General features: G+C 35.0%; 22 protein-coding genes. 8 read left to right on the forward strand and 14 right to left on the reverse strand.

Annotated elements, in window-relative coordinates:
- Positions 1-42 precede the first annotated feature (42 nt).
- A complete protein-coding gene (locus tag ACERII_RS11650; protein WP_373642526.1) occupies positions 43-954 on the reverse strand; it encodes a DUF899 family protein in 912 nt (303 codons plus the stop codon).
- Positions 955-1,589: 635 nt separating this feature from the next.
- Between ACERII_RS11650 and ACERII_RS11660 the strand changes: the two genes are divergently transcribed.
- On the forward strand, positions 1,590-2,441 hold the full coding sequence (locus ACERII_RS11660; protein ID WP_373642528.1) for a hypothetical protein: 852 nt from the start codon (positions 1,590-1,592) through the stop codon (positions 2,439-2,441).
- Between the two features lie 94 nt (positions 2,442-2,535).
- On the opposite strand, the gene ACERII_RS11665 is transcribed toward ACERII_RS11660, so the two are convergent.
- From ACERII_RS11665 to ACERII_RS11715, 11 genes are all read right to left on the reverse strand, one after another.
- On the reverse strand, positions 2,536-3,522 hold the full coding sequence (locus ACERII_RS11665; protein WP_373642529.1) for an HD domain-containing protein: 987 nt from the start codon (positions 3,520-3,522) through the stop codon (positions 2,536-2,538).
- A 27-nt stretch (positions 3,523-3,549) separates the two neighbouring features.
- Positions 3,550-3,972, reverse strand: coding sequence for an NUDIX domain-containing protein (locus ACERII_RS11670; RefSeq protein WP_373642530.1), 423 nt, complete (start codon positions 3,970-3,972; stop codon positions 3,550-3,552).
- A 65-nt stretch (positions 3,973-4,037) separates the two neighbouring features.
- Positions 4,038-4,361 (reverse strand): VOC family protein, encoded by a 324-nt coding sequence (locus tag ACERII_RS11675; RefSeq protein WP_373642531.1) that lies wholly within the window; start codon positions 4,359-4,361, stop codon positions 4,038-4,040.
- A gap of 388 nt (positions 4,362-4,749) precedes the next feature.
- Positions 4,750-5,190, reverse strand: coding sequence for a GNAT family N-acetyltransferase (locus ACERII_RS11680; RefSeq protein WP_373642532.1), 441 nt, complete (start codon positions 5,188-5,190; stop codon positions 4,750-4,752).
- Positions 5,191-5,203: 13 nt separating this feature from the next.
- Complete coding sequence (locus tag ACERII_RS11685) at positions 5,204-5,917, reverse strand: class I SAM-dependent methyltransferase (RefSeq protein ID WP_373642533.1); 714 nt, start codon at positions 5,915-5,917, stop codon at positions 5,204-5,206.
- A 70-nt stretch (positions 5,918-5,987) separates the two neighbouring features.
- A complete protein-coding gene (locus ACERII_RS11690; protein ID WP_373642534.1) occupies positions 5,988-6,488 on the reverse strand; it encodes a hypothetical protein in 501 nt (166 codons plus the stop codon).
- Positions 6,489-6,885: 397 nt separating this feature from the next.
- The gene (locus ACERII_RS11695) at positions 6,886-7,323 is read right to left on the reverse strand and encodes a hypothetical protein (protein ID WP_373642535.1); all 438 of its coding nucleotides are present in this window, start codon (positions 7,321-7,323) and stop codon (positions 6,886-6,888) included.
- 25 nt (positions 7,324-7,348) lie between these two features.
- Complete coding sequence (locus tag ACERII_RS11700; RefSeq protein WP_373642536.1) at positions 7,349-8,320, reverse strand: YbgA family protein; 972 nt, start codon at positions 8,318-8,320, stop codon at positions 7,349-7,351.
- A 50-nt stretch (positions 8,321-8,370) separates the two neighbouring features.
- Positions 8,371-9,210, reverse strand: a complete 840-nt coding sequence (locus ACERII_RS11705) for a phytoene/squalene synthase family protein (RefSeq protein WP_373642537.1) — start codon at positions 9,208-9,210, stop codon at positions 8,371-8,373.
- Entirely contained in the window at positions 9,188-10,666 is a 1,479-nt protein-coding gene (locus ACERII_RS11710) for a phytoene desaturase family protein (RefSeq protein ID WP_373642538.1), read from the reverse strand. The genes ACERII_RS11705 and ACERII_RS11710 overlap by 23 nt, the downstream gene beginning before the upstream one ends.
- Positions 10,663-12,162: a phytoene desaturase family protein gene (locus ACERII_RS11715; protein WP_373642539.1), complete on the reverse strand. Its 1,500-nt coding sequence runs from the start codon at positions 12,160-12,162 to the stop codon at positions 10,663-10,665. The genes ACERII_RS11710 and ACERII_RS11715 overlap by 4 nt, the downstream gene beginning before the upstream one ends.
- Positions 12,163-12,372: 210 nt before the next feature.
- Here ACERII_RS11715 and ACERII_RS11720 point away from each other — a divergent pair, with 210 nt between their 5' ends.
- From ACERII_RS11720 to ACERII_RS11735, 4 genes are read left to right on the forward strand one after another with little or no spacing between them, the layout of a single operon-like run.
- Positions 12,373-13,191 carry a carotenoid biosynthesis protein gene (locus tag ACERII_RS11720; RefSeq protein ID WP_373642540.1) on the forward strand — a complete coding sequence of 273 codons (819 nt, stop codon included), beginning with the start codon at positions 12,373-12,375 and terminating at the stop codon, positions 13,189-13,191.
- Positions 13,160-13,879, forward strand: coding sequence for a lysophospholipid acyltransferase family protein (locus tag ACERII_RS11725; RefSeq protein WP_373642541.1), 720 nt, complete (start codon positions 13,160-13,162; stop codon positions 13,877-13,879). Before ACERII_RS11720 ends, ACERII_RS11725 begins: the two co-directional genes overlap by 32 nt.
- 2 nt (positions 13,880-13,881) lie before the next feature.
- Positions 13,882-14,976, forward strand: coding sequence for a glycosyltransferase family 2 protein (locus ACERII_RS11730; RefSeq protein ID WP_373642542.1), 1,095 nt, complete (start codon positions 13,882-13,884; stop codon positions 14,974-14,976).
- Positions 14,973-16,433 (forward strand): phytoene desaturase family protein, encoded by a 1,461-nt coding sequence (locus ACERII_RS11735; RefSeq protein ID WP_373642543.1) that lies wholly within the window; start codon positions 14,973-14,975, stop codon positions 16,431-16,433. Before ACERII_RS11730 ends, ACERII_RS11735 begins: the two co-directional genes overlap by 4 nt.
- A 66-nt stretch (positions 16,434-16,499) precedes the next feature.
- Here ACERII_RS11735 and ACERII_RS11740 read toward each other — a convergent pair whose 3' ends face one another.
- Positions 16,500-17,528: a hypothetical protein gene (locus ACERII_RS11740; RefSeq protein WP_373642544.1), complete on the reverse strand. Its 1,029-nt coding sequence runs from the start codon at positions 17,526-17,528 to the stop codon at positions 16,500-16,502.
- On the reverse strand, positions 17,518-18,051 hold the full coding sequence (locus tag ACERII_RS11745) for an RNA polymerase sigma factor (protein ID WP_373642545.1): 534 nt from the start codon (positions 18,049-18,051) through the stop codon (positions 17,518-17,520). The genes ACERII_RS11740 and ACERII_RS11745 overlap by 11 nt, the downstream gene beginning before the upstream one ends.
- A 200-nt stretch (positions 18,052-18,251) precedes the next feature.
- Between ACERII_RS11745 and ACERII_RS11750 the strand changes: the two genes are divergently transcribed.
- The 3 genes from ACERII_RS11750 (at position 18,252) to ACERII_RS11760 (ending at position 21,734) form a co-directional block, all read left to right on the forward strand.
- Positions 18,252-19,331, forward strand: a complete 1,080-nt coding sequence (locus ACERII_RS11750; protein ID WP_373642546.1) for a polysaccharide deacetylase family protein — start codon at positions 18,252-18,254, stop codon at positions 19,329-19,331.
- Positions 19,332-19,751: 420 nt separating this feature from the next.
- On the forward strand, positions 19,752-21,176 hold the full coding sequence (gene pepV / locus ACERII_RS11755; RefSeq protein WP_373642547.1) for a dipeptidase PepV: 1,425 nt from the start codon (positions 19,752-19,754) through the stop codon (positions 21,174-21,176).
- 75 nt (positions 21,177-21,251) lie between these two features.
- On the forward strand, positions 21,252-21,734 hold the full coding sequence (locus ACERII_RS11760) for a YqeG family HAD IIIA-type phosphatase (RefSeq protein WP_373642548.1): 483 nt from the start codon (positions 21,252-21,254) through the stop codon (positions 21,732-21,734).
- Positions 21,735-21,760: the final 26 nt, after the last annotated feature.

Here is a 21,760-nt window from a genome sequence, read left to right on the forward strand (position 1 = left end):
AATTTGTGTGTTTACTCTGCTTACTACTACTGAGAAAGATTATTATCCATTTTCACTCTTCACTTCAAAAATATGAAACTTGAGACCATATGGATCGGCTAGCATTAGACTTTTATCATTATATTCTTTCGTTATTTTACACCCCTTTTTTAATAACACCTCTTTCATTGCAACTATGTCATCAACAGCAAATTCAAAGAAAGTAGATTTTTGAGGATTGTTTTCCACAAAAAAATAAGTACCGTTTATGAAAAATTTCGTTTCGTTATCATATGAAGTTTTTAATTCGAACCCTAAAGTTTCCTCGTAAAAAGTAATTGCTTTTTCATAATCATGTACTTGCACCGCAATATTATTTGTTAATTGAAATGGGGATTTTTTGTTGATCTTTTTGAGTGGTCGATATTCTTCGTAACCTGAAGGTAATAAGTCGAACAAAGACCAAACATTACAGAATTGATCACCTGGACCAAAATGTGCTTTCGTATGATGACGGATCACTCCGTTTTTTTCTTTTTTAAAAACAGAGACTCCAGGATAGACGAGACCATTCTTCTTAAACCCCATATCTTCTTTGAACGAGTTGTTTATTGTTGATATCAACGGAAAAGCCCATCTTCTCTCTGCCGCAAAGTCTTCTTGAACACTTGGATGATCAGGTGATGTTACGACAAATGCAGCTTTTTCGATAATATGATGATACACACTATTAAATCCATCTGCCCACATTGTGCAATACGAACAGCTTTTTCCCATGTTATGTATGAGTATGAGCTCATTTTTTTCACCAAACAAGTCAAGCAAACTCACTTCTACTTCATTAGAAGTTAAGAATACATAATTCTCTACTTCACTACCTTGTAATTTACTTCTAAGTTTTCTTAAGTAGTCTTTCTTATCCACTATTTCTTTTTCTACTCTTTCTATTTCTTCTAGAAGTTGTTTTTGGTCCATATACATCCCCCTCCTGTAATGATTATAACCCTAATTATATATGTGTTTAAATTAATAATGAAAATGAATGTAGATAAATATTTGCTATACAAAAGGATATTCTTGTATACTGTTAGTAAGAATCTCATACAATAAAAATAACCGAACGCAGGAACGTCCGGTTAATGCAACTACAACCGCTATATGCGGCGACAAAATTTGAGTAGTTTATGAAATAGCCACCTTACTTGCCGGCAGGGTGGCTATTTCTTTTTATTGAAAAAGACAATAACGGATACTACGAACACCAGTAGCGCTATAAAAACTTGTCCAAAAAGCGCTATGAGACTAAGAGATTCATATACCGTCAAAAGCAACACCCCCTTTCAAAAGGGAGATGTGCCGCCACCTTGCATTATGTAGTTGCTTTTACATTATACCAAACATACGTTCTTATTTCTATTAAAAAACAAATGTAAGGTTTGTTTTTTCTTTTGTACAACCATTAATGGGAATCCTAATAGTAAATGCAGTCCTGTCCCTATTTAACTATCGATGAGGTTCTAATCCTAGATTGAAACACGTTTCATCCTCACTATAAGATAAGAATAAATCATGAAATTAGCCACCCCTAAAGCGTTATCATTGTTAAATTTATGATCGTGAAACATTTACTACGAAGCTCTTTATTTGTTCTGTTAATTCTTCTTTTTTCAGGATGTGAAATTGACATAAAAGTCGGTGGACTAGATCAGAATGATAACGAAAATAATGTTGAGAATAATACCAACAGTTTTCCAGACAATCAAAATAATAATGAGAAGACTGACAACATGAATGTACCTGCAAATGAGGAAGATGATTCGAATCTTAGTGAAGATGTTCCAATGAATGATGAAAACGTGAAAGAAACCGAGGATAGCACAAATACAACAACAGAAGGAATGGACCAAACAGATAATGTATCTGTGCGTGACTACTTACCAATGGAAGTTGGCTACGTCCATCGTGTTGGTGGAGATGTACCTGATGGATTCGGTGAGTATGTACACGTTTTTGCTGAAAAAGATAACTATTACTTGGCGGCAGGTGGTTCTACTTCCATGGGCTTTTATCGTCTTTATAAAGTGAGTGATCAAGAGGCTGCTCTTGTATTTGAAACAAATGAAGAACAACAAGAATATTACGATATTGATAGCTTTGTAACCGACCATGAGTATGATCAGGCTATTTCTTATGCAATAGACCATATCAACATGAACTATATCCTCCTGAAAGCTCCTTTAGTAGAAGATACGAGTTGGGAGAATGGGGTTATATTAAATACACATGTTAATGCCCTACAGTCAGATGATTCTATTGTTTTGCATTATTGGTTGATTATGAAGAGTCTGAGGAATTACGATATTTCAAAGAAAGGTGTGGGATTAGTTGGGATAGTTCATTACTCTGCAGATATACAAGACTTATTTGGTGAAGCAGTTTATGCGAAAAATATTGTTCAATAATTAAGAATAGCACAGGCCTACCTCTCATCACCTAAGCGATTAGAAAGATTATTATTACTACTCTATTAACAAGAGGGTCATTTTAGTTCACCCTCTAGTCAGAAAATAGCTTACTGGTATTAACCTCATACTCATAAAAAATGGATGTAGTTAATTCCTTGAACATTTCTTTTGCTTCAAGACAATTGTCTAATAAAGGCTTCCTTTCACATAATGGCGTTTTTTTATATAGTTTTCGAATGCGAATAGGGATTCCAGCTCCCTTTTTATTTTTTTCGATTTTAATCTTATGAGGAGAATCAACTAACAGAGAGATAATATCCTGAGCTTTCTTTGAATGAGATTTCTTTAACATTACAAGGATATCAGAATCTGTTTTCCGAACAATGCTATGTATTCTTTCATCTATTATTCCATCAAAATGACTTACAATAGCTTCAGTTAGTAATCTATCCACCGCAACCAGAAAGGGAGATAAAAATAACAAATGATCGGAAATAATTAATTTTACGAGAAAGATACCTGTATCCTTATCAGTTTCAATACCTTCTGTTGTACATGTAAGCTTGTGTAAAAGATCTTTTGGAAGAATGTTTCCGCTCCCAGACATATACGTATCTCTAAAAAAGCTGTCAAGATGATCCAACCCTAAAATATTGCCCACTCCAGTTAAAGGAGTTGGCCTATTTAATAGGTTGACGATCCTTGTGGGATCCATCTTTGCTTTCTTCAGAATAGAGGATATTTCATTTTCCAGGATGTATTGCTCTGTTAGATGATGGTGATTAAATCCTAATGATTTCTCTACTGCGTGGGAAAAAGGTAGGTGTCCTACGTCATGAAGAATTGCTGCTGTTCGTAGCTCTTTGTTTTCCGGGAAAAAATAAGCTGTTAGTTTCCACACACCGATTGTATGCTCGTATCGTGAATGCACGACAGAAGACACGAGTGATCCTGCACCAAAATGTGCTAACTGCTTCAATCGTCTCACGATATGACTTTGAAATAACTCCACTTCCCACGGGTGTGGTTCTATGTATGGGTATAATGGTTCGTGAAATAATATATTTTCTATTTGCAAAAATAACTCCTCCAAGATGTTGGGAAACTATATTTTAGATCCAGTAAAATGTATATTTTTCTTTGTAATTTCTAACGCCTCAATAGAAAAACAAGCAATTTTATCTGGTAGCTTTTCTAAAGAAAACCACCTTAGATCCCCAATTTTATCTTGTTCCATATTTTCAGGAACTCCATTAACATTTTTCATTTTATATATTAAAGATATATAATGCTCTTTTGTTTTATCATCAACTGTTTCCGCGGTACAAACTAACTCATCTACTTCAACATCGAGGTTTACTTCTTCCTTCACTTCCCTCACTACGCAATCTGTTAAATGCTCATATAACTCCACTTTCCCACCAGGTATGCTCCATTTATTTGCCTCTGGTTCTTTAAGACGATAAACTAACAAAACTTGGTTGAAGTCATTAAGTATAATTGCCCCTGTTGCTATAGTTATGTTCATATTATTAATTTCCCCCTCTATTTTTCGCTTAGATAAGTGTCGTGAACGATTTACTCAACACTTCATTATCTTCTATTTTCGTTTGTGAATTCAACAATTTCGATTTGGTTTCCACTTGGATCTTCTATGATGAAAAAAAATCCTGGTGGACAAGGTTTTGGTTCATCAAAAAGGATAGGTACACCTTGGCTTTTCAATCGTTCAAAGTCCTCCTTGATATTAGTCGATTGAATTCCTAATAATACATGGTTTGTACCTTTATCAAACGTATTTTCTTCCTCAAGCACAATAGGTATGTGATTATGTACTAAGCTTACAATTTTTTCACCATACATTTTTGAAACTTGAAAGTCTAATATTTTTGTATAAAACTCAATGGATTTCTTCATATTGCATACCTTCATTGTTAGTACGCATACTTTATTTAACATAGTTAGCCTCATTTTATCATCTTGATTCATACAACCTTAGTAATTTTATTAACCCTATATATTCGGTATCAAATGGAATAATCCTCCAAAAAATTATAAGTGGATCATTTATATACATATTCCCATCGCTTCCTCTTCTTTTTGGTGTTCTACACATATTGACAACTGAATCATGGAAAAGTTACAAATGATCTAGTTTTTTTTTCTTAGAAGATTCAAGTACGATACGTGAAATATTGTTCTTTCAAGCTTCTTACTAATGTAATGAAAGACATTTATACACTAAAAAACGAGCTGTGAAGGCTCGCTAGTTAGTGTCGTTCACTGAACAATTTTATTAGATGTTTTATAAATTCAATGTATATCTTAAATATGTGTTATCGTTTACGAAATTATTTTTTTCATATAACCTTTGCGCTTGTACGTTGGAAGGTGCTGTTTCTAACGATATTGATTTCGCACCTGTCTTCTCTGCAAAAGTAATACTAGCTTCTAGCAATTTTTGGCCTACTCCTAAATTTCGAGCTCCTTCATCAACGTATAAATCATTTAAAATCCATGTTCTTCTCATTGAGACAGAGGAGAGCATTGGATATAGTTGAACAAAACCTACAGACTTTTCTTCGCTTTTTGCAAGAAAAATTACCGAATCCTTATTTTCAAATCTATCTAAAATAAATTGTTTTGCGCCTTCTAGATCTGACCTTTGTTTATAAAACATTCTATATAAATTAAATAGTTCAGCAACACCGTCTATATCCGCCTTAGATGCCCGGAGTATTTTCATGATTTTTCCTCCTTTATTTGTTTGAAATTGCTTTTATAATGAGAAAATGGGGATTTGTCTGTAAATAATGATAAGCTTCTTCCTTTATTTCTTTCATTTTTTCGTGTGGCTGAGGTTCTAGCATTTTATCTAGCTGAAAAAATGTAGTCGTTTCGTTGATAATATTTTGCATAGATCTTCTAAAAAAGCGAACTTCAATGGAAATCCTCGGTTTCTTCCATGTTTCCTTTAACAGTTTTGTTTCAAAATAGTCGTTACAAGGAAATCTAGTGAAATCCATGAAAGGATGATGAACAGAATATATAAATATTCCTCCTGGCTTAAGAATACGCTGAAATTCCCGGAACGTTTTTGTCCAACTTTCTATGTAGTGAAGTGTTAAGGAACTTACGATGATATCAAAGGTATTATCTGGAAAGGGCAAGGACTCCCCTAAATCATGACAATGGAAGGTCGCTTTATCCCCTACTCGTTCTCGAGCTACTTGGATCATATCAGTGCTAACATCTATCCCCGTTAGATCTGCTCCTTTGTTCGCTAACTGTTCTGTATACCACCCTGCTGCACAACCGGCATCAAGAATCTTCATTTTGTGTAAATCCTCTGGCAAAGCAGACATCATCGCTGGTCGCTCATAATATGCATTATATGGACTTTCCTCATCTACATCGTATTTATATGTATTTGCCAACTGGTTGAAAATATGTTGAGTATCATTCTTTTTCATAAAGACCTCCTTGGATGTATTTTAGAGCTTCCTTCACTTCGCAACCAAGCTATTTTATATTAGCATTGTTTTACAACAGAAAGAATACAGTGAAAAACAATACTAGTGTCCACATGTACGATATAACGAGTGTTTTTTCCGTTTTTTGTTCGAACCTTTTTCTCTTGTGTTCGAAAGAAAACATAAATAAAAATAGTAAAAAAAGAAAATAAACAAGAAAAACATAAATAAGAGAACGCCATTGTTCTACCCAAATCATGATAGGTCCCATTGTTCCACCTAATAAAAATAAGATTATGGATAAAACACCAACAATCCCACACAATTTAGGAATAATATTCCAAACGCTGTGTTCAAAAAAGCTGTTTCTTTTTTTAGACTCAAAAATAAAAATGAGAAAGAAACAAGTTATAACCAATACAATGATGAAAAAAGTGGTGTTTGATGAATTTGTAGCAGTCCATTCTCCAGTTGAAGGTAGATGATTTCTAGTTTTACTTAAGTATTCTATGGACCACATATTTATAAAGATAAGGCTAGCTGTTATTAACTGTAATATAGTCCATTTCACGATATATCACTTCCTTTATACATATACGCAGGAGAATTTTATAAGTTTCGCTTCTAATTTAAGTAGTCTTATATGCGGAGTTTTGCTGTGATCATCATTCTACCATACATTTCTACTATCCTACATTCCATAGGCACTCCTTAACGATTTCCTCTTGATCGTTAAGTTCACAAGAGGAACATGGCTCAACTCATGATTCGTCCTGTGGTATTTCCTTGTAAAACAAAAAAACATGAGCTTATGAATAAAACTCATGGCATATATATAAGAAAGACGTCTTCATTTCGATACTCGTCCAATAGAGCCCTCACAATAATAATAAACACCCTTAAGTCACTTCGTCATAAAAAGCACTTCTCAGAAAGAATCAAAATCACTATTTAATTCTAGCATCCTCTCAATCTATCTTCTTTCTCAGTAACAACCGAGATAATACATAACCATATAGAACATGCCCCAATAGCCAACAAATCCAAGCCTCTACTTGAGTAATAGGTGGTGTTCTTGTAGAGAGAGCGGTGGTTGGAAAAAGAATAAGTCCGATCAAAAAACAAAGAAAAACAATAAAGTTTATATAAGCCTTATACGACATCTCTTTTCGAAATAGAACCGCACGAATCATGCAACTTAATAAGACTGAAACGATCATATGAAAACTAAATTCTATCACTTCGGGAAAAGGAATGTCCTTAATAATAGGAAAATAATCGATGTTGAGAAGAAGTGTGTACACCTTTATGCTCCACACCTCTTCCATGACCTTAAATAATAACCCAAGAATAATGCCAGCAATAACTCCTGCTATGATTGCTTGCCTATGAAAGAATCTTAACAATCTCACTCCCCCTTACAAGAATATATTACGCAAAATTACGCCCTTTCCCCGAATCAGTTATCTCAATCAACTGCTCTGGATAAGGCATAAAGTATGTTTGTGAAGCTAAATAAGAATTGCTAAAGCGAGCATTCCAAGCCTTTAGTACTCCAAGGGGACTACTAAGTGGTACAACATTTTCTCGATATTGCTCCAACAAAGAAAGAAAAAATCTCTTCTCATCAGAGCTAATATTGTTTGAAAAATACCCAAATATATGCTGAAGTACGTTTATATGCGATTGAAAACTAGGTTCTTTACTTAATAGTTCATAAAGTACTTTTTCATACGAAGTATATAACTCTTCTACGGGTTTCTTCTCTACATTCGCAACGATTCGACCTAATTCCTTTTGCTTCATTTGATGATATGCCATCAATAAATACTTATTTTCCGTTTGAAATGCCAACAAATCATTATATACATAGTTCTTTTTTATTTCTGAAAAACGAGCAATAGTAAATAGTTTTGTTAAGAAGTGTTCTCTTATCGTGAAATTTTTTAATCGTCCTTCGTCCTCGATTGCTAAGTGTGAAAACTTCTGTAGCACAGCATCACCAAAAAAACCTGCAGACTTCCCTATTGTTGGCGCCTTTTCTAATCCACTCATTATTTTCGCATCAGAAATAGCGCAACTCGGAGACCGATTCTTTAAAATAAATCCATGTACTTCCTCTAAAGATTTTATAAAGTTACTTGAAAAATCCAACATGTCCTTAGTCACATCAAGATTGGTAGCTGGTTGGATTAGTTTATACTCGTCTCCATCTGAAACAATTCGTATCGGCTTCCGTGGAGTTCCTAAACCAATTTCTACTTCCGGACAAACAGTAATAAAAGTTACGTATTTTGATAATTTTTCGATAAAGGAATCATGAATTTTATCACCATTAAATCGACAAGCATCAAATCCTAAGCACTTACTGATTACAACAATAGGTTTATTCCATTTCTTCATGTTCAATCTCCTTTACCTCTACAAAATCATATATTTCCCTTATTATTACATTATCCTTTACCAACCATACTCAAAATTTGCTCTTTTTGTTTGGAAGTGACAAATGCTCTTTTTCCGAAAACATCGTACTTGTTTTCGCGAATAGAAGTTAATATACCTCTGTAATAGTAACCTGCTAATCTAACAGGCAATCTTGAGGATTGAGGATACAGCTCCATATTAACTAAACCTTTATTGTAGTATTCCTCCGCTAACTCCGTTAACTCTTCACACATACCAACAAATGCAGCATTTACTTCTTTATTCGATAACATCTCATCCGTATAACCATATTTCTCTCGTAATTCTTTCGGAATATAAATACGATCTCGTTGTAAATCCTCCCCAATATCTCGAATAATATTGGTTATTTGCATGCCTAACCCTAAACTTATGGCACTAGAACGAAGTTTCTCTTTGTTTTCTGGGGATAGAATCGGCAATAACATCAAACCAACGGTACTTGCAACATAATAGGCATATTGCTCCATTTCTGCAATAGTACTGTACCTTGACTTATATAAGTCCATTTCTTGGCCTTTCACCATATCAAGGAAAGGTTGAATCTCAAAATCAAATTTCGTAAAAGTATCCTGTAATGCGACCCAAAGAAACGAGTTTTCATCAACAACTCCATTCCTGAATAATTCAAAATCCCTTTTGAAATCGTTCAGTTCTTTAACTGGATTTGCTCCTTCATCTACGATATCATCTATGGTACGGCAAAATGCATAAATAGCCCAAACTGCTTGCCGTTTTTTCAATGGCAAGAATTGGAACGCTTTTGAAAAGGATTTTGAGTGTACTTCCATTACTTGTTGACACAGTTTATACGCTTCGTTTACTTTCATAGTCCGTTCCTCTCCTTGCAAATGAATTTTCTTCCTCTAATACCTTCGCTAACAGTCTAGCACCTTGCATGACAATGGGAATTCCTCCCCCTGGATGAATCGACGCCCCTACTGCGTAAGCATTTTCATAAGGAAATGGTTTCACTTGAGGTCGGAACACTCCTGATTGAAACAGAGTTGGTGCAATCCCAAAACTTCCTCCTCCAAATAAACCATCTGCCTTTGCTTCATGAGGAGTTCTCATTTTTTTCCACAACAACTTTTCTAACAAGTTATCGTTTAATCTCTCTGATAAAACGTCAAGAATTTTCTCTGCGAATTTATCGTAATCATCTCGAGAAATGCTTGTATTTGAAGGCACAGGAACAAGAATATAAGCTACACTTTTTCCACTAGGTGCTAAAGAAGCATCATATTTTGATGGAGTAAACAAATAAATCGAAGGATCTTCTGGAAGTACTTGTTTATCAAAAATATCGTCCATCAGAGAATCTAAATCATTCCCCATGAAGAACTGATGCATATGTTCTGTAGGTAAATGACCATCAAACCCTAAATAAAGTAACAACGTTCCAGAGGAAGGTGTATACGATCGCGTTGACTTTTTCATTACCATTTTCTCTATCAATGGAAAATCTCCATTAAAGATAAACTTATCAAATGAATACTGTTTTTCTCGGACAGTGATAGACTCTACTCTGTTCTCCTTCACGGTTACATTTGTTACTTCACTTTCATATTGAGTCGTTATCCCTCGCTTTTCTACTTCCTCCGTCAGAAGTGAAACCAATCGTGCATATCCCCCTTTCAAATACCATATTCCGTGTTCATGCTCACTAAATGGAATTAATGAATAAAGAGCTGGTGTCTGCTTTGGTGAACCCCCAATATATAATGTTTGAAAAGCAAAGGCTTCTCTTAATTGCTTTGATTTAAAATAAACTCCTGTTTGTGCTTTGACTGTTTGGTATGCCTTCAACTTTAGTAACGTTTTCATATTTTCCTTCGTCCAAAACGATCTTTTTTTACTAAAGTCTTTTTGAAGAAAGGCCTTTTCTCCTTTTTCAAACCGATCTCTCATATCAGCTACATATGTTTCAAAAGATTCTTCTTCTCCTGGAAAATGATGTTCTATTTCCTCCTTTTGTCGCCTCCTATCACTCCACTTAAGAAACGTGGTACCGTCAGGAAAATGCAAAGGATACATAGGATCAATTTGGATCATTTCTAAAGGGCTCGCGTCCACCCCTGTTTCAGCTAATATTTCCATTATGATTTGTGGCAATAAAATAATGGTTGGTCCTTCATCAATTTTAAAATCATCGTATTCCACAAACGTTAGTCTTCCTCCAAGTTTGTTGCTTTTTTCAAAAATGGTAACGTCTGCCCCTAATTTAGATAAGTATAGCGCTGAAATAAGTCCTCCAACACCACCACCGATAATTGCCGTTTTCATTGAAGAACCTCCCTTTGTTCCTTGTTTTCCATCAACAATTTTGTTGTGATTCTAGCAGATTCAAATATTGTTGGAAGGCCACTTCCAGGATGTGTACCTCCACCTACAAGCCACAAACCCTTTATTTCCTTCACTTGATTATGCGGACGATAATACATCATTTGCTTTAGATTGTGTGCAAGATTAAAGGTTGCTCCTCGGAAAACATGTTTTTTCTGTTCCCAATCGTTTGGAGTTAGTATTTTTTCCACTTCCATACTTTTTCGCAAATCAGAAATTCCAGTCTTTTTTTCAATTTGATCCCAAATTAGATCTCGAAAGGCTTCCTTTTCTGTATCCCAATGTATGTTACTAGCATTATTAGGAACAGGAGCTAATATATAAAGAGCTGATTTCCCAGGAGGCGCTAGGGTTGAATCCGTTACAGCGGCATTTTGAATATAGATAGAAGGATCTTCGGATAGCTCCATTGATTCTGTTATTTGTTCTACGTTTTTCTTATAGTCATTGGAAAACAGAATCGTATGATGATCTAAATTGACAGCTTGATTCACACCTGCATAAATCATAAATGTAGAACAAGAATAGTCTTTTTTATGTAGTTTTATGTTTTTATACTTCTTCCGCTTATCATCTTCTATAAGTGTTGTCATTCCATGTGCAACGTCTGCATTCATGACAACATCATCCCCGTCTATACGTTCACCGTTAGAAAGCTGTACACCACAAATTTGATTATTTTCAACGATTATTTTTTCCACACCTGTTCCTGTATATATTTTTCCACCATGTTCTTGAACAACTCTAGCCATCGCCTTTGTTAGTGCATTTACGCCGCCTAAAGGGTGAAAAATACCATATTCATATTCCATAAACGATAAAATACTGAATGCACCAGGACATTTCCACGGAGACATTCCTAAATATTTCGATTGAAAGGTAAAGGAAAGCAATAATCTTTCATCTTCAAAATATCGAGATAACACATCATATAAACTCTTCCCTAGATCTAATGAAGGAAGTGCGCGAAGGCTCTTTAGAGAAAGGTAATCACCATAACTGTCGTGTTTGTTTTGTAGAATAGGCATTAACATACTCATCTTTTTTCTCGTATCATTCATAAATTTTTCATATCGAGATCCATATCCTGGAAAGTTCCGCTCAATAGTGTTTATCATACTATGTTTATCCCTTGTTGCTTGAATTGTCACATCTTGAAATGCAAGGGAGTACATGGGATCCAATTCCTTCAATCTCACATAATCATGAAGGTTGCGATTGGTAGATTGAAAGATTTCCTCCAAAATATGTGGCATGCTGAAAAATGTTGGACCTAAATCAAAGGAATATTCACCTAAGGAAAACGAAGAAGTCCTCCCTCCGATATAATCCTGTTTTTCAAAAACTTGTACATCATATCCTTTTGCAGAAAGGATCATTGCTGCAGCTAATCCTCCCGGGCCTGCACCCACGACTATGATTTTTTTACCTTTCATTTTGCACACCCCTTCATCACAACTTACTCCTCAGCTTGATCATTTAATTCCTTTATTAAGTTATACAAATTATATACAAATTTAAGGTTATCTGCCACTATTATGTTTTACATTTCAAAAAATCCTTGTAATTCAATACATTACAAGAGATTTTATTGTATAACTATTGTATAATTAGTGAAATACCATTTGAGAATGGAGTGCATTTATATGTTATTTTCTACCTTTGATTCATTATTATTTCGTTTTTTCATTATTTGGTATATCTGTGGTGTTTTCCTGTTAACCTTTGACTTGTTACCTCCGTGGCTAGAATGGGCTAACGTTGTGTTCTTGCTAGTAGCAGGAATTCTTGCCATGGTATATTTTGTTCGTTCCTTTCATCTTACAAGAGGATTATTCTTGATTTTTTTTGTGTTCTTCCTTTCCATGATCATGGAGAGTATTGGTGTGAGAACTGGATTATTTTTTGGTGATTATACATATGAATCAGATTTTGGACCAAAATTGTTGGGAGTACCTATTACAATAGGTTTTGCTTGGGTAATGGTTATTGCCACTTCTCATACATTGGCAAGTTCCATTACAAACAAAGTAACTCGCATGAAGGGATTTGTATATGCTCTATATGCTTCCTTTATTGCAACAGCATTGGATTTCATTATTGATCCAGTAGCTTTTCAAGTGAAGCAATATTGGATATGGAATGAGCCTGGACTGTACTATGGAATTCCTGCTTCCAATTTTTATGGATGGTTTATCTTATCGTTTGTTATCCACTACAGCTTTTACTTATTTATGTATAAGAATGGCAAATGGATCAGTGAGCGTACTGATTGGGATTTTCGTATGAAAATTCTTTATGTACTAATGACTTGTATGTTTCTAATCATTGCTATTGTGAACAGACTTTTCCTTGCTTCCTTCCTATCTGTTCTGTTTCTTCTGACAATCTATCTCACTTATTACATAGCAGATGTTAGGAGGACTGATTTTAATGATAAAAGCGAAAAAAAGCACATCATTTGAAATTGTCTTTTCGGTCTATAACAAACGTCTGTTAAGAAGACACTTTCATAGGATTTGTCTCATGAAGCATTGGGATAAACCAACCAATCCAGCAATATTTTTGGTCAATCATAGTTCCTGGTGGGATCCACTTGTTTTATTTTACTTAAATACTAGTTTCCTAGAGACAGATGCAATAGCAATGATGTCAGAGGAAGGATTAACTCGCTTTCCTTTTTTCCGAAAAATTGGAGCCTTTTCTATAAGTCAGACCTCCAGAAAATCTATTATCAGATCTTTGAACTATGCTTCTGAACAAATAAGTGAAGGGAAAAGTGTATTTATATTTCCTCAAGGAAAGGAAATACACCTTGAAAAACGCCCATTATCTTTTTTTTCAGGTGCAGCATATTTATCCGAAAAGCATCCAACGATACCTGTTATCCCAATTACTTTTTATCACTCTCTTTGCCATTACCAGCTTCCTGAATGGTACATTACTATAGGCGAAGCAATAAGAGTACCTAATTTCAGGAATAGAAAAGAAGGAACAAATGAATTTGAAAAGAGGATGGAATCCCAGCTTGATGAACTGCGAGTTCTAGTTATAGAGGAAAAAAAGGATACATTCACTACTATCCTACAAGGAAAAACCGGAGTTAGTGTTAAGCTAGAAAAATTTAAACAACTGTTTAAAAGGAGGGGGTAAGATTGTTAGAATTTTATATAGTAATTCATCTTTTCTTTCTGTTATGGGTAATGTTTAATAGTTTCTGTTTACCAACACTCCCATCTATATCCTTACTATCATCTTCACCTCTCATTTCTGTTCTAATACCAATGCGGAATGAAGAACGAAACGTAGAACGGATCATAAATGTTGTAAAGTCTTTAACATATCACAACTTTGAAGTGATCATCCTAGACGATCACTCAAAAGATAATACGAAGTCGCTTGTACAACAAGCAATTAGAAATGACAAGCGGTTCAAGCTCATAGAAGGCAAACCGCTTCCAAATGACTGGGTTGGAAAAGTATTTGCATGTCATCAATTATCGCTTGAAGCAAAAGGAGATTTCTTGCTTTTTCTGGATGCAGATGTATCTCTTCATCCAAATAGTTTGGAGCATTGTATCAGCTCGTTTGATACTGATACTGGTCTTATTACCGGTTTTCCAAAGTGCCCTACAAACAATATCTTAAGTCGTTTACTTGTTCCTATGCAGCACTTTATCGTTCATTTTCATTTGCCAATTATCATCGCAAATAAAACAAAGATATCAGCATTCACTGCTGCTCATGGTGCCTTTATGATGTTTCAACGAGAAGCATATGAAGCGGTGGATGGACATCGTTCAGTGAAAGATTCACTTGTAGAAGACATCCATATTGCAAGACAAGTGAAAAAAGCAAATTATTATGTGAAACTTATGAATATCTCGCAGTATATTTCTTGTTATATGTACGAAAGTAGTAAAGAAGTATGGGGTGGATTCTCGAAGAATATTTTTCCTGGATTAGGTCGAAACCCGCTACTCGCACTATTTTTATCATTATTTTATGCTGTTGTTTTTGTATATCCTTTTATCATTAGTCTATTTTACAGCTTCACCTACCTAAGTTTTGTTCTTATCGGCCTAGTACTTGCACAAAAATGGACGGTGGATGTAACTACAAAGCAAACTAGTTGGAACTTTCTCTTATTTCCATTTTCCGTAATAGTAACACTTCTAGTATTATTTTATTCTATGTTTTTACAGGTATCAAAAAGAGGATTCTCTTGGAAAGGACGAACATACTTATGAAAAAACATGCTGTGATTATCGGTGGTGGATTAGGAGGGCTTAGTGCAGCTATCAAACTTCAGTCTAGTGGATGGCAGGTTACTTTAATAGAAAAGAACAATCATGTTGGAGGAAAGCTTCATGAAGTTTCCCTTGGAAGTCACCGATTTGACTTCGGGCCTAATACAATTACCATGCCCCATGTTTTTCGTAATGTTATTTTTGAAGCTGGAGAGAATCCAGATGATTACTTTACATTCGAAAAACTAGAAACCCATACGAAAAATGTATTTGCTGATAACACATCCTTTTATTTTTCCTCCCATAAAGAGAGAATGAAAGAAGAGTTGTTAAAGCTAGATTCCTTTGCTGCAGATAAGTACGATGAATATTTAGCTGAAGTAGAGAAGATATACACCCTTTCACAGAACCATTTCTTTCACCGAACGTTTTCATCGTGGAAAGATTATCTCTCCCTTCCTTTAGTTAAAGCAATGACAAAAGTAAGGCCTCTAACAACATTAGATGCCTTTCATCAACAGTTTTTTAAAGATCCCAGGGTGAGATTTGCCTTTAATCGTTATGCGACCTATATAGGCTCTTCTCCATATACGACCCCTGCTACCTTTGGGTTAATTGGACACCTAGAATTAGTAGATGGGGTGTATTTTACTCGAGGTGGAAACAGTCAAATAGCTCTTGGCTTCGAGAAACTAGCTAGAAAATTAGGTGTATCTATTCTTTTAAATACAGAAATAACAAAAATGGAGGTAAAAGATAATAACATTTCTGCCGTCATTACGGACAGTGACCAGCGTTTCGAAGGGAATGTGTTTATCTTAAATGGAGATTTGCTAACTCAATATCCAAGACTCGTAGAAAAGCAGCACCGCCCAAACTTTTCTCTAAACCATATACAACCATCTATCTCTGCCTTTGTCATATTAGCTGCAATGAAAACGAGATTCGATTTACATCACCATCATGTTTTTTTCAGTGCAAATCCGAAAAAAGAATTTACTACATTGTTTGAACATCAACAGTTTGGTGTTGATCCTACGATCTATATTTGTACTTCTTCCAAAACAGATACTACTCTCTCACCTGATGGTGATAACTTATTTATTTTGGTAAATGCCCCTCCCCTTTCATCAGATGGAAAGGGAGATGATTCTTTGTTGATGAAGGAAAACATTTATGATTCCTTAGAAAAGCGAGGATTAGCAATACGCGATAATTTACTTGAGGATATAACAGTTGACCCAAGTAGAATTGCAAACAAGTTTCTTGCATTTCGTGGTTCCTTATATGGGTTAGCATCCAATCGCAAACGAGATACATTTTTACGACCTTTTAACACATCAAAAGATATTCCTAATTTATATTTCGTTGGTGGCAGTACTCATCCTGGTGGTGGCTCTCCTATGGTTGTGTTAAGTGGAAGAAATGTGGCAAGGAAACTACATGATACTTGGTAGAAGAGAAAGAACAGTTGATGGTGACTCATAGAGAAAGTGTCACCATCAACTGTTCTTTTCTGACATTTAGTTTGAAGTATTCGTCTTTATTAACTTCTCATCTAAGAATAGATATGCTCTTTCATACTCCATACTTTCATGAAAGAGTGTTACGTCAATTACAATTGAATCATTCTCTTTACGATACGTGGACGAAAAAAGCATATTCTCATCTATATTAACACTCTGCTTTTGAAAAGATGATGGCACATCAGCTACTACAAAATTCCCTTCACCCCACGATAAAATAGATACATTTGGTGGTTGAAGACCTTTCCCTTCAAATTGCATTAGTACCTCTTTCTTCTCATGAATATCTATTAATTCGGGTTTGCCCCAATGATGATAACTATACCAATTATCCTCATTTTCTTCATAAAATATATACTCATATCCTAATGTAGGAGATCCAACTACACCAATGAGATAAATGACTTCATCTTCACCGTAACTAGATGAAACAACCTCTATTCCAATAGACTCCATATCATGAACATAACCGATATTATGGATAGTAAAAGTTTCCGTGTTGTAAGTAATTACCCCGTGCACTATTTCCATATCATCGTTTCCTGCATACAATTCAATGATAATTTCATACCCATATAAATGACCTAATAAACGTTCTTCAAGTTTTACCCAATCTAATAGATCATCTTTTTTAAGTGTTTCCCACTCCAACTCCTTGTAAGTAAGTTCGACACTTTCTGGAAAAGTTGGTAATTGATCTTCCTCTATCTCCTCTATTTCCGGAACCTCTAGGTAATTATCACTTTCATCTACGTCACCGTAATTAGGAGTATTGTTGCCTAATAAACTGTTCAAGTTATTCTTTAGTAATTCATTCCCTGAGGGAGAAACTAGCCAGATGAGTAGTATGAGAGAGATCGTTGTTAAACTTACAATGTTTCCAATTTTTATATACCTTTTTTTCCTTTCTACTTTCTCTACTCTTTGCCTTAATTCGTGTTTCAATCGTTTTTTAAACGACAGGCTTGGTTCTTTTTGAGGATGATTTCGTAACAAAGAGAGCAATTCTTTTGTCTTATCGTCCATGATGAAAATACCCCCTCTCAGGCATAGATAACTTTGTATGAAGCTGCTTTATTGCCCTATGAAACGTCACTCTAACCTTTGTTTCATTACACCCTAATATTTCTGCTGTTTCTTTATTACTTAATTCTTGTATCCCTTTGAGTATAATCACATTTCGGTATAATGGTTTTAATGAAATAAGTGCAATTTCTACTTCCTGCCACTCTTCCTTCACTCTATAAACCTCATCAGGTACACCTGACTCTGTCATTCTTTCATTTATAAATATTTCAGGAAGAAATTTTATGATTTTCTTTCTTCGATAATGATCGATCGCAGTGTTTTTGGCAATCGATAGAATCCATGTTTTTACTTTAGCACGATGATGAAAATGAGATAATCCGTTTAAAACTTTCACAAACGTTTCTTGCGTTAAATCCTCTGCATCATTTTTATTATTTGTAAAATAAAGACAAAACTGATACACATCTCTGTAATACGCCTCACAAAGAACATCAATATCTCGAACAACGTCTTCTTCCATTCGTCACTTCCTCTCTTTTTTCACTATTTAGATCTGTCTACTATATATGTCGAATGAAACGCTCTGTTGTTTCAATAAGTTCTTACTTTTTTAAAAATAAAATAATCTAAAGAAACTCCTGAAGATACTTGGTAATAATTTTCTGTAACTCTACACAGTTTATCTATTATAATCTAAATTTCATAAAGGAGCATGATATGATGAATAGGATTTGGAAGCACAAACGGACTTGCTCGTACCTTGTTATCCTTATTATTTTTATAACAACCTTTCCTTTACCTAGTAACGCTCAAGAATCTAGTTTACCGGTAGCACCGATTATTATTGATAATGTTCCAATAAATACAAAGTATATGATGAGAGATGGACAAATTCATGTACCTGCGATATTTTTCAAGCATACCGGTGCTCAAGTAGATTGGAATGAAATATACCGCTCCGTCGTTTTTCAGGCAAAGGATAAAAAGGTGGCATTCCCAGTTGGAAAAAACTATACGGATGAATATGATAGAGTAACTCGTTCGTGGAATAGAGGCATCCTTTCATCGGAGACTATCGAATTTCAAAATGAAGTATTTGTTCCTTTAATGGAAGTTGCAAAGAAGTTAGACATGGATATCTCTTATGATCACAAGGCGAAAAGAACATTAATTTCAACAAATTTATATGTTAAATCTAATGGTATGAATAAACGAGCCACATCGAGAAAACTTGTAGCTTTAACTTTTGATGATGGACCAGAAGATTATTACACTCCTAAGATTCTTGATATTCTAAAAGAAAAAGGAGTACTAGCTACATTTTTTGTTGTAGGATATGAAATAAATTCCTACCCAGATATGATGAAAAGAATAGTGAATGAAGGTCACGGGATTGGAAATCATACCACAACTCATCCTGATCTAAGGACAAAATGGTCAGTAGACGTAAGAAAAGAAATAGTTACAACACAAGAAATACTGCTGAAAACTATTGGAAGAAAATCCGATTTATTCCGACCGCCATTTGGAGCTATTACGAAAGCGGATATTGCCATACTTAATGAAATTGGCATGAGAAACATCTTGTGGTCTGTAGATACCCTAGATTGGAGCGGTTTATCAGGAAGAGAAATAGTGAACATTGTCCTCCGAGATGTTTCACCTGGGGGGATTATTCTACAACACAATTTTCAACATGAACGATTGTTAGATGGAACTGTGGAAGCATTGCCAGTTATTATCGATGAATTACATGAACAGGGATATACCTTTGTTACGGTACAAACATTGTTAGAATAATCTCTATCTGTTCCAAAAGTTTATAGTTGAAAGAACTACCCTGAAAATTAGCGTGTCAATAAGTAGTCAAACTATCTATTATTCCAAATATTGTTGGTAGTTAGTCTATTTGGTTCAGCCTGCTCGCGTTCCTGTGGGTAACTGGCGATCCTTCTACTCTCCTTTATCGCATCAACTTATAATACAAACTCTTCATTCCCTTTGGGAAATGAGGAGTTTTTTTCATGAAACTATTTCCCAGGCAAGCGCATAATTAGACATTACCAATGAAAAATGTCGTTTTTTGAATAATGTGACAAAACAAAAATTTACCTTATAATACGAAAGAATAATACATATTTTAATGAATCATAACGTTTTGGTATAATAATGGTGGAAGAAACATGCAATCTACTATTGAGAGGGTTAGGAGCTGAAAAAATGGATTTATATCGTGAAGTGTTAGCTCGAAAAAATGATCTCCTTTTAGATTTGAACAACTTATTAAAAATGGAAAGCACAAAAGATATACTCTCCACTACTGATGAAAAACCAATGGGAAAAAAAGTGGCAGAAGCTTTAGAGTTTATGCTGAATTTATGTCAAAAACAGGGGTATCAAACAAAAAATCACCATGGGTATTATGGATATGCTGAGTATGGAAAATCCCAAAGTGACGATCATATAGCAATTTTATGCCACATTGATGTTGTTCCTGCAACAGGGGAATGGACATCTCCTCCTTTCGAACCAACCATTCGTGATGGGAAACTTTATGCTCGTGGCTCCATCGATGACAAAGGCCCAACAATGGCAGCTTTTTATGCTGTAAAGCTTTTACAAGAATTAGATTTGCCTATAAAGCGAAAAATACGTATTATTTTTGGCACCGACGAAGAAAGTGGAATGAGCTGCTTGAGAAAATATCGAGAAATAGAGCAACCTCCCACAGCTGGTTTTGCTCCTGATGCCACATTCCCCATTATAAATGCGGAAAAAGGCCAGATAAACGCACGGTTACAGTTTCGATCTTCTAATGAGCAAACATATTCTTCTCACGAGTATGATTTAGTATCCTTCTCATCAGGAACGCGCGCAAATATGGTTCCAGAGACAGCTACCGCTGTGCTAAAAGGCGATGTCTCCACATTAGAAAAAAAGTTTAACGAATACATACTAAATCAAGACCTACAAGGCACTATGGATAAAAATGATGGGAAAGCTATCTTAACGTTAAAAGGAACTTCTGCCCATAGCATGGTTCCATTTAAAGGGAAAAATGCTGCTGTAGCTCTAATTCATTTTCTGTATTCCCTCTCTTTAAATAATCAGGCTAAAGGTTATGTAACATTTGTTCAGGATCTATTATATGAAGAACATTATGGAGTGAAATTAGGAATAGACCATACGGATGACATAACTGGACCATTAACAGTAAACCCAGCGATTTTTTCCTATGAAAACAATGAGGGGTTTGTACATCTGAATATTCGCTATCCTGTAACAGCACAATTTGAAACAATTGAAAAACAGCTACAGAAAATCATTTCTATATACAATGTCTCGATTGGGGAAATACGTAATAAGAACCCCCACCATGTGGACAAGGAAGCACCAATGATCGCTGCACTTCAAAAAGCATATGAAGAGGAAACGGGTGATGAACCTACCCTTTTATCTAGTGGCGGAAACACGTATGCTAGCTTACTTCCTAATTGTGTGGCTTATGGAGCTGTTTTTCCTGGAAAAGAGATGACCGCACATCAAAAGGATGAATATATCGAGGTAGATGATTTACTAAAGGCTACAAGCATTTATGCAAAAGCACTTTATTATTTAGCCAATATGGAGGAAACAAAGAAATAACGAATAGAATTTAAAACACTGATTTATTATACTAGTAGTAGTTATTAAGTATGGAACGAAGAAAGGATGCACTTCATGATTTATTTTAAGCCAGATTATTTATTTGAACATTATTCAGATATAACAGGGAAGTGGTTAGATGACAACGGTATTACACACATATTTTCAGATCTTGATAGTACATTAGCAGCGCATGATCAAGGTGGGGACGAGCAATTTGAAAAATGGTTACAGCTTCTTCATGACCATAACGTGCAGCTTGTCATCCTTTCAAATAATAATCAAGGAAGAGTAGATCGTTTTACAAAGCCTTATGATTTGAGGGGCTATGGTATGGCGAACAAACCTGCTACAACAAAGATAAAAGGAATTATGAGAGAGGTACAAGCGAAACCCAATTCCAGTCTGTTTTTAGGGGACCAGCTTTTTACAGATGTTTGGTGTGGTAAACGTTTAGGAATGAAAACAGTACTAGTACATCCTATTGGACCTGAACATGAACCATGGAATATCTCACTAAAACGCAAGGTAGAATCTTTTGTGAGAAAACAATGGTGATAGAAAAATAAGCCTTATGAAATAAG

Source organism: Evansella sp. AB-rgal1, from assembly GCF_041820985.1.
GTDB lineage: Bacteria > Bacillota > Bacilli > Bacillales > Salisediminibacteriaceae > Evansella.